13 protein-coding genes are annotated in these 16,379 nt (G+C 53.4%); 8 read left to right on the plus strand and 5 right to left on the minus strand.

Translation table 11 applies throughout. The annotated features are described in order from the left end of the window. The first annotated feature begins 116 nt into the window (after positions 1-116). Complete coding sequence (locus QYC28_RS05450; RefSeq protein WP_302679969.1) at positions 117-3,860, plus strand: PAS domain S-box protein; 3,744 nt, start codon at positions 117-119, stop codon at positions 3,858-3,860. A 33-nt stretch (positions 3,861-3,893) separates the two neighbouring features. On the opposite strand, the gene QYC28_RS05455 is transcribed toward QYC28_RS05450, so the two are convergent. Further along, positions 3,894-4,412: a glycosyltransferase family A protein gene (locus QYC28_RS05455; RefSeq protein WP_302679970.1), complete on the minus strand. Its 519-nt coding sequence runs from the start codon at positions 4,410-4,412 to the stop codon at positions 3,894-3,896. Between the two features lie 383 nt (positions 4,413-4,795). On the opposite strand from QYC28_RS05455, the gene hemL reads away from it, so the two are divergent. Further along, entirely contained in the window at positions 4,796-6,031 is a 1,236-nt protein-coding gene (gene hemL / locus QYC28_RS05460; protein ID WP_315863222.1) for a glutamate-1-semialdehyde 2,1-aminomutase, read from the plus strand. Here the strand turns inward: hemL and QYC28_RS05465 are convergent. Beyond that, a complete protein-coding gene (locus QYC28_RS05465) occupies positions 6,022-8,178 on the minus strand; it encodes a histidine kinase dimerization/phospho-acceptor domain-containing protein (RefSeq protein WP_302679972.1) in 2,157 nt (718 codons plus the stop codon). The two genes, hemL and QYC28_RS05465, sit on opposite strands and share 10 nt — an antisense overlap. A gap of 218 nt (positions 8,179-8,396) precedes the next feature. On the opposite strand from QYC28_RS05465, the gene QYC28_RS05470 reads away from it, so the two are divergent. From QYC28_RS05470 to QYC28_RS05490, 5 genes are all read left to right on the plus strand, one after another. Then, positions 8,397-9,248, plus strand: a complete 852-nt coding sequence (locus tag QYC28_RS05470) for a circadian clock protein KaiA (protein WP_149818896.1) — start codon at positions 8,397-8,399, stop codon at positions 9,246-9,248. A gap of 5 nt (positions 9,249-9,253) precedes the next feature. Further along, positions 9,254-9,580 carry a circadian clock protein KaiB gene (gene kaiB / locus QYC28_RS05475; protein ID WP_149818898.1) on the plus strand — a complete coding sequence of 109 codons (327 nt, stop codon included), beginning with the start codon at positions 9,254-9,256 and terminating at the stop codon, positions 9,578-9,580. A gap of 76 nt (positions 9,581-9,656) precedes the next feature. Further along, complete coding sequence (gene kaiC, locus QYC28_RS05480; RefSeq protein WP_286669038.1) at positions 9,657-11,213, plus strand: circadian clock protein KaiC; 1,557 nt, start codon at positions 9,657-9,659, stop codon at positions 11,211-11,213. Between the two features lie 4 nt (positions 11,214-11,217). Further along, positions 11,218-12,138 carry an NAD(+) kinase gene (locus QYC28_RS05485; protein ID WP_149818902.1) on the plus strand — a complete coding sequence of 307 codons (921 nt, stop codon included), beginning with the start codon at positions 11,218-11,220 and terminating at the stop codon, positions 12,136-12,138. 60 nt (positions 12,139-12,198) lie between these two features. After that, complete coding sequence (locus QYC28_RS05490; protein ID WP_149818904.1) at positions 12,199-13,812, plus strand: HD family phosphohydrolase; 1,614 nt, start codon at positions 12,199-12,201, stop codon at positions 13,810-13,812. Here the strand turns inward: QYC28_RS05490 and QYC28_RS05495 are convergent. The 3 genes from QYC28_RS05495 to QYC28_RS05505 are packed head-to-tail and all read right to left on the minus strand — an operon-like array spanning position 13,809 to position 15,213. Then, positions 13,809-14,405, minus strand: a complete 597-nt coding sequence (locus QYC28_RS05495) for a CPBP family intramembrane glutamic endopeptidase (protein WP_149818906.1) — start codon at positions 14,403-14,405, stop codon at positions 13,809-13,811. The two genes, QYC28_RS05490 and QYC28_RS05495, sit on opposite strands and share 4 nt — an antisense overlap. A 4-nt stretch (positions 14,406-14,409) precedes the next feature. Then, complete coding sequence (locus QYC28_RS05500) at positions 14,410-14,736, minus strand: 2Fe-2S iron-sulfur cluster-binding protein (protein ID WP_149818908.1); 327 nt, start codon at positions 14,734-14,736, stop codon at positions 14,410-14,412. A 42-nt stretch (positions 14,737-14,778) separates the two neighbouring features. Next, positions 14,779-15,213, minus strand: a complete 435-nt coding sequence (locus QYC28_RS05505) for a thioesterase family protein (protein ID WP_149818910.1) — start codon at positions 15,211-15,213, stop codon at positions 14,779-14,781. Between the two features lie 112 nt (positions 15,214-15,325). Between QYC28_RS05505 and QYC28_RS05510 the strand changes: the two genes are divergently transcribed. Then, positions 15,326-16,372 carry a WD40 repeat domain-containing protein gene (locus QYC28_RS05510; RefSeq protein ID WP_302679973.1) on the plus strand — a complete coding sequence of 349 codons (1,047 nt, stop codon included), beginning with the start codon at positions 15,326-15,328 and terminating at the stop codon, positions 16,370-16,372. Positions 16,373-16,379: the final 7 nt, after the last annotated feature.

A 16,379-nucleotide genomic window follows, 5' to 3' on the forward strand; every position in this document is an offset into this window, starting at 1 on the left:
CACCTATTCATTAAAGAATTGATTGTTTCACCATGCCCAGCCCCTTGGCGATCGCTAACGTCGCCCTGTAGCTATTGACTGTGTTCCTTGTTTCCTCACACTCCTTTGACCGAACCATGAACTCACAGCAGTTCTCCCTTGCCAATCATCTGCACCATTTACCTCATCCTGTCTTGGCGGGCGATCGCAAGGGCACCATTCTTTATGCCAACGCTGCGGCGCAACGGTTATTGAACCACGCTAGTACCGATTTAGCGGGCCTCTCCGTCATCGAGCTACTGTCCGCCAACTTTGACCTCTCCCTAGAGCGGTTCCAGCAGGTGCTCAACACCCAAACCCCGGCACAATGGGACTGCTATGATCCGCGCAAACAGCAGTGGTGGCAACTGGATTTAACCGCTGATGCTCACGGCTGGACCCTGACCCTAACGGAAATTACGGAACGCTATCGCCATTGGCTGCTCCAAGAAGCGCGGGTTAATGAACTGGAAAAATGGTGGCAGCGATTTCACACCCTGACGGAGATAGGTCAACAGCTCTTCTGGGAAATCCAAGGGGAGTGGTGTTATTGGTACGGTGACAGTCAGGGGGTGCTGGGGTACCCCCTAGAGCAATTGCCCAAAACCCTGCGAGCGTGGCAGCAACTCATCTACCCAGAGGATCAAGAGCGCTTTTGGCAAGCCATCCCTCAGCAAGGAGGAGCAACACCCTGCGATTTGGAATATCGCCTGCGCCATGCCAATGGTGCGTATGTGTGGGTGCGCGATCGCTGGGAATATCGGCAGCAACCACCAAACACCACAACCATCATCGGCGTCATGGTCAATATCCATGACCAAAAGATACAGGAAATGCGCCTGCGGGAAAGCGAACAACGCTATCGCAACCTCGTAGATCACCTACCCGCCGTGGTGTATCGCTGTGCCATCGATGCTTCGTGGACGATGGAATACCTAAGTCCCAAGTTCACTGAGCTGACGGGGTATCTCCCGAGCGAACTGGTGCACAATCAGGTTCGTAGCTACGCTAGTATTACGCATCCAGAAGATAGCGATCGCGTTGATTGCACAATCCATGAGGCCCTTGCCAAGGGCTTGCCCTTTAGTGTCGGCTACCGTATTTTCTGTGCTGATGGGTCGGAGCGTTGGGTACATGAGTACGGTCAGGGAGTCTATGACGTAACTGGCAAAGCCTATGCAATTGAGGGCATCATTGTGGATGAAACAGAACGAATTCAGTCAGAGCAAGCCCTCAGAGAAAGTGAGTATCCCTGGCGTGCGGTCTTTGAAAATGCCCAAGTCGGGATTATTGTCACTAGCCCTGCTAACCACTACCGCCTTGTGCATTGCAATCCCTTTTTTTGTCAATTTGTCGGCTACACCGCTCCTGAACTGGCAAATCTCACCGCCCATGATCTGACCTTTGCTGAAGATTGGCCTGAGGAGGCGGCTCTCGTCCAAGAGTGTCAACTGGGACTGCGCAACACCTATCAAATTGTCAAGCGTTACCGCCACAAAAAAGGGCACACCGTCTGGGGAAATTTAACCCTCTCCTGTGTGCGCAATGCCCATGGTGAGCCTCACCTGCTAATTGCCCTGATTGATGACATTACTAGCCAACGCCAACTGCAACTCGCCCTCGATCGCGAGCGCAACCGCTATGAGCAGTTAGTGAACAATTGCCCCGTCATCATTTTGACTCTCAATCGCGACAAAACTCTCTTAACCAGTAATTGGGTTGGCTTGAAGACACTGGCAGCGGCTCAAGTGGTGCCCGGTATGCCATTTTCGGCACTGCTCCATCCCCAAGAATCAGTGACTCGGGTGGAAGCCCTGATTGACCGCGTTCTGGACGGAGAAACCATTAACGACGAAGAAATTCTGCTGCGTTGCCGCACCGATGCTCCCTGTGATATGCTCAGCCACCTTTTTTCCCTGCTGGATGAGGAGGAGGAGGAAATTGTCGGCTGTGTGGTGGTCTGTACTGATATTAGCGATCGCAAACGTGCCCTTGCTGAACTGGATGAGCGCGAGGCTCAATATCGCAGTGTTTTCGAGTCTGTGGCCGATGGCCTAGTGATCTATGACACCGAAAACCTACAGATCGTTGAGGTCAATGATGCCATCTGCGACATCTATGGTTTCAGTCGTAGTGAATGCCTTGAACTCCAACCTGAGGATTTTCTGCACCCCGACTACCGCGATCAGTTTCAGGAATTCCTAGAGACGATTCGGCATCAGCCCACTTGGCACGGTGTCAGCAAGCATCGCTGTAGCGATGGCCAGATTATTGATGTAGATATCTTTGCCACAAGGTTGCGCTACAAAGGCAAAAATCAAGTCCTCTGCGTCATCCGCGATATTACACAAATCAAGCGTTTTGAAGAAACTCAAGTGGCGATCGCCAAAGAACTCAGCCGACGGGAAGCACTCTTTCGCAATCTCATTAACGATTTAGATGTGGGAGTGATGCTGCTGTCTGCCGATCTCTACGCAAAAGTGATTAATCCTCGGGGCTGTGAGCTGCTGGGGGTCAAGGAAGCGGACATCATTGGTCAAAAACCAACAGAAATGGCTTGGGATGCCCTCAACGATGCCGGAGAACCAATGCCGCCAGCGGCTTTTCCGCTGATGATTGCCATTGCTCAAAAGCAACGGGTACAAGGGGTGATGGGCATTCTCAATCAACAAACCCAACAGCGGCTCTGGCTGCAAGTGACCGCTGATCCAGAAGTCACGGCAACAGGGAGTATTGAGCAGGTGATTCTCACCTTTAGCGATATTAGCGATCGCAAGCACTACGAGGCCTACCTTCAAGATCAAGCCGTTCGCCAGCGGGAACTCAACCAGCTCATTCAGGAGATTCGCGAAGCCCCTGATCTCAATCAGGCCTTTGCCAAGGCGGTACAGCAGGTGTGTCATATCCTGCGGGTCGATCGCGCCATTGTCGTCAAGTACGAGCCAGAACAGCACCACTGGATTCCCCTAGTGGAGTTTCTCAACAAACCGTATATAACCCCTAGCGTGGGGCTGACGATTCCAGACGAGCATAATCCCATTGCCGCAATCCTCCACCAAGGAAAAATTGCCGAGCTGCCTGCCCTAGAGAATCTGGATCCCACCGATGCAGTGAACCGTGCAATTGCTCAAGTGCTCGGTGGTGGCTGGCTCATTGCCCCAATTCGGATCAATCAGCAGATTTGGGGGGCTTTTTCCTTTCAGCGTTTTAATCATTCCAGCGGCTGGACAGATGAGGAACGCCAACTCATTCTCTCCCTCACCGATCAACTGGCAATTACCATTCAGCAAACAAACTTGTATGACTCACTGCAATTGGCCAATGCCGAACTTTCTCGCCTTGCGACCATTGATGGTCTCACCCAGATTGCCAATCGGCGCTATTTTGACCAGTATTTGCAGCAGCAGTGGCAGTTAGCCCAGCGAGAACAGACGAACATTTCCCTGATTCTTTGTGATGTCGATTGCTTCAAGAACTTCAACGACCACTACGGCCACCAAGCAGGGGATGACTGCCTGATCGCGATCGCGAAAATATTAACCCAAGCGGTGCGCCGTCCCACCGATTTAGCCGCACGCTACGGTGGTGAGGAATTTGCCTTGATTTTGCCCAATACCGATCTCACTGGCAGTCTGCGCGTCGCCGAACGCATCCAACAACTTCTCTATGCCTTGGAGATTCCCCATATGGCCTCCTCAGTGAGCGATCGCGTCACCCTGAGTATGGGCATTGTCAGCTTGCTGCCCCAAGTTGGCCAACCGGTGAATGAATTCATCACCCTTGCTGATCAGCAGCTCTATCTCGCCAAGCGGGGCGGGCGCGATCGCTATTGCTATGCTTAGGTTCTTGCTTAGTGAGAACTCTTTCGTAGGCCTTCAGCAGATAGTGGGGCTTGAGGGCAGGAACAGTATATGCTTTGGATCATGGCGAACCATCCGCCGCAACCGCTGGCCAAAAATTTTCAACTTGCCCCGCCAGCCCTGATGATCTTGCACCCGTGGCCTTTGGGAGGGCTTTCCTAACAAGCGCTGCTGCCAGTAGTCATCGTGGCCAATGAGCAAAAATCGCCAGTAGAAGTGCCAGAGGCCATTGGGGGGAGCATGACTCGCACGGGCTTGGCGTTGACGCCAAATACACTCCCGAATCGCAGTTTCCCCAGCCAGCACTTGAATCTGTTCATTGGCTGTAAAGCTCATCACCATCCTTTGCAACCAACTGCGCTCATAGCAACAGTCCGAATCACAATACACAATCACCTCACCCGTTGCTTTCTCCGCTGCCCACATTTTCACCTCGTAGTAGCCAAGCGCCTTGGGCACGGCACAAAACGTCAGCCAAGGGTAGGCCTCGGCCAGTTGCGCAAGATACGCTTGGGGAGCATCCCCTGTTTCCAAGAGCAGGACTTCATTGGCGGCAGTGGGGGGTAAATCCTAGCTAGCAAGGGACTGGAGGGCACAGTGGAGTCCAGCCATATCCGCATTTGCCAAGTTCTCAGTTTCCAAGATGATGGAGAAGGTGGGCAGAAGTGGCGTGGAGGACATAGACATCTTGCAGAGGTAGCCGTTCTGTGGGTACAACTCCAGTGTTATTCTCCCAAGCGCCATAAATGAGCCGCCCAAACCGTAAAGAATTGCAACATGCGCCTTTGTCGGGTTAAGGGGCAGAAGAATTGCCTATAATACTGTGAGCACGCCAATGCTTGAGGGAGTTGACGTTGACCACGACCGTTTTTCAAACCACAAAATCCCAAGAAATTTTTGCCGCTGCCCAAAAACTCATGCCCGGTGGCGTCAGTTCACCCGTGCGTGCCTTCAAGTCCGTCGGCGGCCAGCCCATTGTCTTTGATCACGTCAAGGGTGCCCACATTTGGGATGTGGACGGCAACCAATACATTGACTATGTGGGGTCTTGGGGGCCCGCGATCGTCGGCCATGCCCATCCCGAAGTCATTGATGCTCTCCATACCGCCCTTGAAAAGGGAACCAGCTTTGGCGCCCCCTGCGTGCTTGAGAATATCTTGGCGGAAATGGTGATTGCCGCTGTCCCTAGTGTCGAGATGGTGCGCTTTGTGAATTCTGGCACCGAAGCCTGTATGGCAGTGCTGCGGCTCATGCGTGCCTATACCCAGCGGGAAAAGGTGATCAAGTTTGAAGGCTGCTACCACGGTCATGCCGATATGTTCTTGGTCAAAGCAGGGTCAGGAGTCGCTACATTGGGCTTACCCGATTCTCCCGGCGTGCCGAAAGCAACCACCGCCGCCACATTAACCGCACCCTACAACGATCTCGAAGCGGTTAGTCGCCTCTTTGAACAGTATCCCAATGACATTGCGGGGGTGATCCTTGAACCTGTGGTCGGCAATGCTGGCTTTATTCCGCCAGATGCTGGCTTTCTCGAAGGGCTGCGGGAGCTGACGAAACAGTACGGTGCCCTCTTGGTCTTTGATGAAGTGATGACTGGCTTTCGCATTGCCTATGGCGGTGCTCAGGAAAAATTTGGTGTGACACCAGACCTCACCACCCTCGGAAAAGTGATTGGCGGTGGCCTACCAGTGGGTGCCTATGGCGGTCGCGCTGACATTATGAAGATGGTGGCACCGGCAGGACCGGTGTATCAAGCGGGTACCCTCTCTGGGAATCCCTTGGCAATGACAGCGGGCATTAAAACCTTGGAAATTCTCAGCCGCCCCGGTAGCTATGAGCAACTGGATCGGATCACAGGCAAGCTGATCCAAGGACTGTTAGAGGCCGCACGGGAATTTGGCCATGAGGTGTGTGGTGGGCACATCAGTGGCATGTTTGGTCTCTTTTTCACCGCTGGTCCGGTGACGAACTATGAGCAAGCCAAGCAGTCCGATTTGAAAAAGTTTGCGGCCTTCCACCGGGGTATGTTGGAGCAGGGGATTTACCTTGCGCCATCCCAGTTTGAAGCGGGCTTTACTTCCCTTGCCCATACAGAGGCGGATATTGAGCGCACCATTGCGGCAGCGCGGACAGTGCTGAGTCAGCTTTGAGCTTTCACCGTCGCGGCAAGGAGCACCACATCCATTAAGTCCGCAAGGTTGAGGCAGGGAAAGACCATGACATCCCCCAATTGATGAATGGCTCGGCTGCTATCTTCGGCCAAGGTAATCATGGGGAGTTTTCGCAGTTTGGGATGATTCTCCAGATGGGCGACCGCGTCAGCGGGCAAATCCCAAATCAGAACATCGGGTTGCCAAATCTCCACCAAGAGATCGGCCTGTTCAAGGTCTTCTGCTTCGAGGAGCCGCAGGTGGGGCAGGCTAATGTCATGGAGGAGGCCGAGGCGGAGTACCGTTTGATTGAGGAGGGGACGCTCAAAAGTCGATTCTTCCACTGGAGCAACCAATCGCGGGAAACACCAGCGATCGAGGACATCAATCAGCAGGCTGGGATGACTACTCAAGGGCAGCCGTTGTACAAAACCGGTCAAGCCCAAGGGAGTGGCTTCATCGGAGAGGATGATCAACGGAACAGTGGCCGTGAAGGAGCTGGTGGCCAGACTTTCAACCACATCAGCCAGAATGAGACTACTGGCGGGGCGGACGACAATGGCCGTGGGTTGCAGTTGCTCCAGCTTATCCAGCGCTTCAAGGGGATGGCGAGCGACCACATAGCCGTAGTGATTGCGCCGCAATGCGGAAGTCGTGTCCATGATCCACGTGGCATCATTACTCACCAAAAGGATCAATTGAGCCGTAGTGGGTAACTCAGGGGGAAGTTCCTCAGCAAAGGGCAGTAGCACTGTCCACTCACTGGAGTCGTCAGCTTGGGCAATAAAGGAAAGCTCACCATTGTGGAGACGACAGAGTTGGCGGGCGAGCATCAGCCCCATGGTGACTTCGGCATAGTCCTCGAGGCATTCGTGCAGCAGGCGATCGTGATCCTTGAGGGGAATGCCATGTCCCTCTTCCCACAGTTGCAGCGCCAGCCAATTTTGCCAGCGACTCAAGCGCAGTCCATAGCGATCGCTGGGAAAGAGCATCAGCCACCCCAAGAGATGGGCAAGAATCTGCCGTAGCCGCAGAGCATCGCCGTAGAGGTACACATGGCTCAAGGGCTGATCAATGTGCCACTGCCACTGCCAACCTAGCGGGGTTAGATTGTAGAGATGCTCCGCCAACTCCTGCGATCGCAACCACAAACCCGCCAATTCTACGGTTTCCCATTGCAATTCCAACTCTCGCCAAAGGGCACGGGTGTAGTCCTGCCACGCCTGAATGAGGCGATTCATTTGCCAACCGCTACGCTGGATCAGGGCAAGGTAGTCCTGTTGCTCTGGTAGAGGGTGCTGCCACAAAAGTTGGGTGAGGCTGAGAATCGCCGTTAGGGGATTTTTGAGTTCATGCCCCAAGCTCAGGAGGAGGCGCTTTTGCTGATGGAGGCGCAGTTGGTGCAAGCGGATGGGGGTCGTCGGATCTGACTCCTGCCGCCGTTGGGCAAAAAATAACCAATAGCGATCGCTCGCCACCGCGACACCGCTTTCTGCCTTCTCCCAGTCCAACGACGTTAAATTCAAGGGAAACGAACACACCTGCCAGAGCGATCGCCCGAAGGGCCCGCTACGCGATCGCGCCTCTAGTGCCTGACAATTCATGCCTTCAAATTTAGGCTGCACCAGTGGCAAGAAATCAGTTAAGTGTTCTGACCAAGCGCGATTTTGCCAAACGACTCTCCCTTGGGCGTTTTGAATTTGTACCGGCAAAGGCAATTCTTCAATCACCTCCAGCCAAGGCAAAGGGGGCTGGCACGCCCAGCGATAGAGCAAGCGTTGCTGATCCAGCAGTCCCAAAAAACAACCCTGTGCATCCACAACCGCAATATAGGCTGGCATCTGGACTTGGCTGCGCAACCACCCCTGAAACTGCAATAGTGTCCACGTTGCGGGTACCACCATCACGGGCGATCGCCAAGAAGCCGTCACACTCCCCACCGCCAAGTCGGCTAACGTCCCTTCCCGCTCCAAACTCAACGCCAACCGCCAGCCCTGCACCACTCCCAAGGGTTTTTGCCCCTCATCCACAATGACGATCGTCTCTGGGAGGGTTTCTTGCCAACGCTGGCACACCTCGCTGAGAGACAAACCTGCCCCCACCGTCATTGCAGGTTCAGTAAAGCTGGCTAGGGAGAGGGAATTCATGGATACAGCCCTTTTTTGCAATGGGGGATACATCAAATAATGAAGTAGGATGCCGCTTTACACAGGCTTTGCCATTCTTGAGTGTGTTCTGTCCTTGTGAGCAGGGCTGTTGGTCCTAAGCTTGTAATGAAATGGCAACACTCCTCCAGAAAACACTGCCACCACCAGCGAGAAAGTGATAGGATGCTATCAGATGCAAACTCAAGTTCTGAAAGCACGTGGCGCAGTCAACCGCACTAACAATCTGTGGCTTAGTTTACTCGCCCGCTATTGGCCAAGAATTAGTCCGTTTGCACAACTCCGACATCGATGAACTGGTTTACTTTTCCAACGAGAGAGAGTTTTGCAGCTATTTAGAGCAGCGGCGCAATAATGTCGCTTGTTTAATTTTAGAATGGGGAGAGGGTACGCCGCAAATCATTACCTATCTTCACCACAGCGCCACACTCCTGCCCGCGATCATTGTCTTTCCTGCCGGCACCTCACCCGTTCCGCCGGGGCCGCACTACCACATTGCTGAAATCATTCTTACCGCTGACAACCTCCACCAGCTCAACCACCAAATTGAGGAAGCCATTACGGGATTTGTCAAACTCTGTCCGGGCTGTGCGGTGCCGCCCCATGTCATGTTTCGCATGCCAGCTCTGAAAGAAAGTAGTAATGTCGATCCGCAGCATCGTCTTTCCCAAAAATTGAAGGAGCGGCTCGGCTACCTAGGGGTCTATTACAAGCGAGACACGGAATTTTTCTTCCGCCGTATGTCCACTGCCGATAAACGCAAGCTGCTGGACGAATTGCGCTCAATTTATCGTACCATTATCCTTGAATACTTTAACACCGATGCCAAAGTTAATGAGCATATTGACGAGTTTGTTAGTAAAGCGTTCTTCGCGGATATTTCTGTTTCCCAAGTGCTAGAGATTCACGTCGAACTCATGGATAACTTTTCCAAGCAACTCAAACTCGAAGGTCGTAGTGAGGACATTTTGCTCGATTATCGCCTGACCCTCATTGATGTCATTGCCCATCTGTGCGAAATGTACCGTCGCTCAATTCCGCGTGAGGTGTAGTTTCTATGGCCCCACTGCGGAAAACCTACGTTCTCAAGCTCTATGTGGCTGGCAACACCGCCAACTCCGTGCGTGCCCTCAAGACCCTCAATAATATTCTTGAAAAGGAATTTAAGGGGGTTTATGCCCTCAAAGTCATTGATGTCCTAAAAAATCCGCAACTAGCGGAGGAGGATAAAATTCTAGCAACTCCAACCCTTGCCAAAGTTTTGCCCCCACCGGTGCGCCGCATCATTGGTGATCTGTCCAACCGAGAGAAGGTGCTCATTGGCTTGGACTTGCTGTATGAAGAAATTGGCGAGCCAGCGGATGATGATCTCAGCTTGGAATAGGCGCAGTGGTTAGAGTATCTCAGTTTAGAATAACCTTTTGGAATTTTTGGCAGCATACTGATCTAAAAAATCTTCTATGACGAACCTACCTGAAAGTCAGTTCAGTACAACTGGGCAATCCCCTGCGGAAGTCAAGAAAATCCCAACAATGATTGAGGGATTTGACGACATCAGCCATGGGGGACTTCCCCAGGGACGCACCACCTTAGTCAGTGGCACCTCTGGCACAGGGAAGACCCTTTTTGCAGTTCAGTTTCTCTACAATGGCATTACGATTTTTAATGAGCCGGGTATATTTGTTACATTTGAAGAGTCTCCCCAAGACATTATTAAAAATGCCCTGAGCTTTGGCTGGAATCTGCAAAGCCTCATTGATCAAGGTAAGCTCTTTATCCTCGATGCTTCCCCAGATCCCGATGGTCAGGAGGTGGCTGGGGATTTTGACTTATCTGCTCTGATTGAGCGCATTCAATACGCAATTCGCAAATACAAAGCGACACGCGTCTCAATTGATTCCGTAACAGCCGTTTTTCAGCAGTACGATGCCGCCTCGGTGGTACGGCGAGAAATTTTTCGCTTGGCGTTTCGTCTGAAGCAACTGGGCGTGACCACCATTATGACCACGGAGCGGGTAGATGAATATGGACCAGTGGCGCGTTTTGGGGTGGAAGAATTTGTCTCCGACAACGTGGTGATTTTGCGTAATGTGCTGGAGGGGGAACGGCGGCGGCGCACTGTAGAAATTCTCAAGCTGCGGGGCACCACCCACATGAAGGGGGAATATCCCTTTACGATCAACAACGGCATCAATATCTTCCCCTTGGGAGCCATGCGTCTTACCCAGCGCTCCTCCAATGTGCGGGTGTCTTCGGGGGTCAAGACCCTCGACGAGATGTGTGGCGGCGGCTTCTTCAAGGATTCCATTATTTTGGCCACGGGGGCAACGGGTACGGGCAAGACCCTGTTGGTGAGCAAGTTCTTGGAGACAGGCTGCCAGCAGGGGGAACGAGCCTTGCTGTTTGCCTATGAAGAGTCAAGAGCGCAGTTGTCTCGCAATGCCTCCTCTTGGGGAATTGATTTTGAGGAGCTAGAACGGCGAGATCTGTTGCGGATTATTTGTGCCTACCCTGAGTCTGCGGGACTAGAGGATCACCTACAGATTATTAAATCCGAGATTGCTGACTTTAAGCCCTCACGGGTGGCCATTGACTCCCTTTCTGCTTTGGCGCGGGGGGTAAGCAACAATGCCTTCCGTCAGTTTGTGATTGGGGTTACTGGATTTGCTAAGCAGGAGGAGATCACCGGTTTTTTCACCAATACGACCGATCAGTTTATGGGCTCTAACTCCATTACCGAGTCCCATATTTCCACGATCACAGATACGATTTTGCTGCTGCAGTATGTGGAAATTCGCGGTGAAATGTCCCGGGCAATTAACGTCTTTAAGATGCGGGGTTCGTGGCACGACAAGGGCATTCGCGAGTATGTCATCACAGAAAAGGGCGCCGAGATCCGCGATTCGTTCCGTAACTTTGAGGGGATTATCAGCGGTACCCCAACCCGTATTGCGGTGGATGAAAAAACAGAGTTGGCACGGATTGCCAAGGGAATGCAGGATCTAGAGAACCAGTAGCCCCATGCAGCTCAACCAAGTCATTGTGGTGCACAAGGCCGGCGATCGCCAGAGCAAGGAATGGGCGGATCGCGCCTCCCGTCAATTGCAACAGCGTGGCGCCAATGTGCTTGTGGGGCCGAGTGGACCTAAGGACAACCCCTACCCCGTCTTTATGGCCTCGGTAACAGAGCCCATAGATCTGGCCATTGTTCTGGGGGGAGATGGCACTTCCTTGGCGGCGGCACGGCATCTGGCTGCGGCGGGGGTTCCGATTCTGGCGGTCAATGTGGGGGGGCATTTGGGGTTTTTGACGGAACCATTAGAGCTGTTTCGCGATATGGAGGCGGTTTGGGATCGCCTTGAGCGGGATGAGTACGCCATGCAACAGCGAATGATGCTGCAAGCCCAAGTGTTTGAGGGATCAAAATTGCATCCTGAAGTGGTGGGCGATCGCTACTATGCTCTGAATGAAATGTGCATTAAGCCGGCATCTGCCGATCGCATGATCACCGCCATCCTCGAAATGGAAATTGATGGCGATGTGGTGGATCAGTACCAAGGGGATGGGTTGCTGGTGGCCACCCCCACCGGCTCCACCTGCTATACGGTCGCCGCCAATGGCCCCATTTTGCATCCGGGGATGGAAGCGCTTGTGGTGACGCCGATTTGCCCCTTGAGTCTTTCGAGTCGCCCCATTGTCTTGCCTGCACGCTCGTCAGTGAGCATTTGGCCGTTGGATGATCACAGCCTCAATACTAAACTGTGGATGGATGGCGTACTGGCCACCTCCATCTGGCCGGGACAGCGGGTACAGGTGACGATGGCCGATTGTCAGGCACGCTTTATCATCCTGCGGGATCACTACTCTTTCTATCAAACGCTACGGGAGAAGTTGGCTTGGGCAGGGGCACGCATTCCTTACCACAACAACCACCGCAATTAGATCACAACCCCATGCTGGCAACGCATCTATAATGGGCGCATTCCTCACGGGTCTTTTGCGATGATTGTCAGTCCCCTTGAACGAGCGGTGCTTGGATCGAGTGCCGAAACGCTGGTCGATCAGCTTCTGGAAATTGGCATTGCCCTTTCCGCGAGCCAATCCCTAGAGGAACTACTGCATCTCATTCTCACGAAAAGTCGCCAAATTACTGCTAGCGATGCCGGCACAATTTTTCTAGTTCAGGGCGAACGGGCAGTTCTGGAATTTAAGGCGGCTCAAAATGATAGTGTTGCTCTCCCTGAGCAGGTACAGGACACTACAGTCCCCCTCACCCCTGATAGCTTGGTGGGCTATGCCGCCCTCACGGGGGAATCCCTGAATATTCCCGATGTGTATGCCCTAGCGGGAAACGAGCTGTACCAATTCAATCGTTCTTTTGATGAAGCCCTGCGCTATCGAACCTGCTCGGTGCTGGTGGTACCAATGCAAAATGTCAGTGGTGAGGTGATTGGGGTGCTGCAGTTGATTAATCGCAAGCGATCGCCCGACACCCTGCTGACGCCAGAAACCACTGTGGCTCTCACCCAACCCTATAGCCCTTGGGAAGAACACATTGTGCGATCGCTGGCCAGTCAGGCCGCTGTGATTATTGAGCGCAACCATCTGCTGGAAAGTATTGAACAGCTCTTTGAGGGCTTTGTCACCGCCTCAGTACAAGCAATTGAGGTGCGGGATCCCACCACGGCGGGACATTCGGAACGGGTGGCAGCACTGACAGTACGCTTAGCGGAGATCACCCATGCAACCTCAAGGGGGGTCTTTCGGGAAGTCTCCTTTAGCGATCGCCAACTGCAAGAGATTCGCTATGCAGCGCTGCTCCATGATTTTGGCAAGGTGGGTGTGCCGGAGGCTATTCTCAACAAGCAAAAGAAACTCTACCCTGAACAATTGGAGGTGATTCGCCAACGGTTTGCCCTCGTGCGCCGCACCCTAGAAATGGAAACGGCTCAAGCCAAGGTGAACTATCTCCTGTGTCATCCCCACACGGTTCATAGCCCAGAACAGGCCTGTCACCACTGCGCCTTTTTGCGTCACTTCGATGAGGAACTCCGCCAACAACTGGTCACCCTCGAAGCCTATTGGCAGTTGCTCGAGCAGGCCAATGAGCCGCAAATTCTCGATCAAGAACCCCTTGCCCGCCTTCAGGAATTAACCCAGTTTTATTATCGCGGGACTGATGGCGAACTCCATCCCCTGATTACGGCCAGCGAACTGGAACAACTCTTGGTGCGGCGAGGGAATCTTACCCAACAGGAGCGGCGGCTCATTGAGGCCCACGTCACCCATACCTACCAGTTTCTCTGCCGCATTCCTTGGACACCCCACCTAAAAAATGTGCCGATCATTGCCTATGGTCACCATGAGCGATTGAATGGCAGTGGCTACCCGCGAGGTATTGGGGCGGCGGAGATTCCTTTGCAAACCCAGATGCTGGCGATCGCCGATATTTACGATGCCCTGACGGCCAAGGATCGCCCCTACAAAAAGAGCCTACCCGTGGATGCGGCCCTAGAGATTCTGTGGCAGGAGGCCAAGGAATTTAAGATTAATCCCGATCTCGTTGAACTCTTTGAGCAACAGGAGGTCTTTCGGGTGCTGGGGCACCAGCGCTAGGGTTGATGGGGAGACGATCGCAAAAAGGAGACTTTCCAAAGCGTAGCCGCCAGCCAATTAGTACAGGTATGGGCGACGATCGCTAGGAGTAAATTATTCATTGCGACGGCACTATAGGCAAACAGCCCGCCCACAATGGTTGCCCACAGGGCATAGGGCCACTGCTGCCGCGATCCAGCGTGCAAAATACCAAAGCACACCGAGCTACCGATGATCCCTGCCCAGTTGAGACCCAAGCTTGGTAGGAGCACCCCGCGAAAGAGCAGCTCTTCACTGAGGCCGGGCAGAATGCCAATCCAAAATAAATCAGGCCACAGCAGCGGTGAAAGTACCAGTTTCAGGTAGGTATCCGACGCATGGCGGTAGGCGGGCCAGAGGCGATACAAAATAGCCCCCATCCCCGTAATTCCTAAGCAGAGGACAATCCCTAAAACCACTGCCCAACCATCCCAGCGCAGCGGCAGAAGTCCCCCGGAAAAGGGGGTCAATAACCACACCCGCGCCAAAATCAGCCACAGAATGGCTGTCAACGCCATGGCCACTAAGACCTGCGTACGACTCAGAGGCTCATCGGGCAGGGGGGACTCCTCCATAGGCCTACGCTTTCTGGAATTGACCAAATTGGAAGTTATAGACCTCTTCCTCTTTTTCAGAGATGAGTTTGAGATCTGAACAGGGGCGAGCCACACAGAGGAGCACATAACCTTTTTCCCGCAGTTCGGGACTCAGCCCCATGGCATCGCCGTGATCAACGGTGCCCTCTTGAATTTGGGCGGCACAGGTAGTGCACACCCCGGCATTACAGGAACTGGGGAGATCAATGCCGGCAGCGGTGGCCGATCGCAGGATGGGTTTATCGGCACTGGCTTCAAACGTGTAGGTTTGTCCTTGGTGCAGGATTTCAACACGAAAGGTTTGGGTCATTCTTGCAGTGAGCTATGACGCAACATCTTTCCTATTATCCCCCTAATCCTCGCGATCGCTGGTTTCCTCTGGTGCGGACTTTAGCCAGCGGCTCAAAGGTTCAGGGATGGCGACCCGTTGGCGTTCTTGCAGGCAAATGTGTTGCGTCTGGGCAATGGCCACCCGATCGCCCCCCGCATTGTAGAGGGTATAGGTGAGTTGAAAACGGCTGTGATCCAGTCTTTGGGGGTCAATGGTCACCCGCAGGCGATCGCCACAGTAGAGGGGCTTCAAAAAGCGCACCTGCGCCTCCGTAATCGGCACAATCAAGCCATTGTTGCTAAAAAATTGCCGCAGATCTACCCCCAACTGGGCAAGGACATCCTCATAGGCCTCATGGCAAAACCGCAGCAGATTAGCAAAGTAAACTACCCCAGCGGCATCCGTGTCAGCAAAATGAACCGTGCGCTCATAGTCGCGAAGGGGTGTTGTATTCATTGATGACCATCCCATAGGGTTGTCCAACACAAGTCATACGCAAAAACGTGCCACAGCCTTTATTGTTAATGTAGGGTACAGCCCTTTCGCAAGCTATTGGGGTACGGGACGGATGAGTAACAAAGGCAGTTCTGATCTGCGACTTCTTTTGAGCACACTTGTCATCAGCGGCTTGGTCGCAGGACTAGCCTATTGGCAACTCAGTCAACGCTGGACGCCCTCCCCCGATCAGAATGGTGGCTCCCCCACAGAAACCACCTCCAAGTGGCAAAAAATTGCCCTCGCTACGACGCTGCGCGGCCATCAAGATGAAGTGAACGCGATCGCCCTCAGTCCCGATGGCAATTTACTCGTCAGTGGTGGCGACGATCGCAAGCTGTATTTTTGGAATTTGGCTACGGGAACTGCCCTCGGACAAGCCACCGGTCACACCGATTGGATCTACGCCCTTGTGATCACTCCCGATGGTCAAACCGTGATTAGCGGCAGCAAAGACAAAACCATCAAACTCTGGGGTGTGAGCGATCGCCAGCTCCAAGCCACCCTCAGTGGCCACCAAGATTTTGTGAATGGCTTAGCTCTTAGTCCCGATGGCCGCACCCTTGCCAGTGCCAGCTATGATCACACCGTCAAACTGTGGGATCTCCCTAGCCGTCAGGAAATCACTACCCTAAAGGGCAATGAGGGCATCATGCTCAGCGTTGCCATTAGTCGCGATGGGCGTTTTTTAGCCACTGGCGGAGTGGATAAGCTGATCCGCATTTGGGATTTGCCCTCCCGCCGCCTCCTGCGCACCCTCGAAGGACACACCAGCGATGTCAATAGCCTCGCCTTCACCCCCGACAACAGCCAACTAGTGAGCGGCAGTGACCAAGACGGGATCAAAGTCTGGAACCTGACCACAGGGGAACTCCAGCATCAGTTTGGCAGCGAAGGTGGGCAAGTCTTTAGCGTGGCGGTGAGTCCCGATGGCAGCACCATTGCCAGTGGCCACGGCGATCAAACCGTCAAACTTTGGTCTCTCTCCGGCCAGTCATTGCGCACCCTCAAAGGCCACTCTGGTGCCGTGTACAGTGTCATTTTTGGTCAAGATCAACTGATTTCCGCCAGTGAAGACCGAACCATTAAGGTGTGGCGCCTCTTTCCCGGAAGCTCATAGAGAACTT

It is taken from the genome of Thermosynechococcus sp. HY596 (genome assembly GCF_030518715.1).
Taxonomy (GTDB): Bacteria; Cyanobacteriota; Cyanobacteriia; order Thermosynechococcales; family Thermosynechococcaceae; genus Thermosynechococcus.

What these genes read in the sequence shown, in the direction of transcription:
- QYC28_RS05450 (WP_302679969.1), top strand. Translation starts at nt 117, where the DNA reads ATGAACTCACAGCAGTTCTCCCTTGCCAATCATCTGCACCATTTACCT.
- hemL (WP_315863222.1), top strand. Translation starts at nt 4,796, where the DNA reads ATGCCCGGTGGCGTCAGTTCACCCGTGCGTGCCTTCAAGTCCGTCGGC.
- QYC28_RS05465 (WP_302679972.1), bottom strand. Translation starts at nt 8,178, where the DNA reads ATGAATTCCCTCTCCCTAGCCAGCTTTACTGAACCTGCAATGACGGTG.
- kaiB (WP_149818898.1), top strand. Translation starts at nt 9,254, where the DNA reads ATGGCCCCACTGCGGAAAACCTACGTTCTCAAGCTCTATGTGGCTGGC.
- kaiC (WP_286669038.1), top strand. Translation starts at nt 9,657, where the DNA reads ATGACGAACCTACCTGAAAGTCAGTTCAGTACAACTGGGCAATCCCCT.
- QYC28_RS05485 (WP_149818902.1), top strand. Translation starts at nt 11,218, where the DNA reads ATGCAGCTCAACCAAGTCATTGTGGTGCACAAGGCCGGCGATCGCCAG.
- QYC28_RS05490 (WP_149818904.1), top strand. Translation starts at nt 12,199, where the DNA reads ATGATTGTCAGTCCCCTTGAACGAGCGGTGCTTGGATCGAGTGCCGAA.
- QYC28_RS05495 (WP_149818906.1), bottom strand. Translation starts at nt 14,405, where the DNA reads ATGGAGGAGTCCCCCCTGCCCGATGAGCCTCTGAGTCGTACGCAGGTC.
- QYC28_RS05500 (WP_149818908.1), bottom strand. Translation starts at nt 14,736, where the DNA reads ATGACCCAAACCTTTCGTGTTGAAATCCTGCACCAAGGACAAACCTAC.
- QYC28_RS05505 (WP_149818910.1), bottom strand. Translation starts at nt 15,213, where the DNA reads ATGAATACAACACCCCTTCGCGACTATGAGCGCACGGTTCATTTTGCT.
- QYC28_RS05510 (WP_302679973.1), top strand. Translation starts at nt 15,326, where the DNA reads ATGAGTAACAAAGGCAGTTCTGATCTGCGACTTCTTTTGAGCACACTT.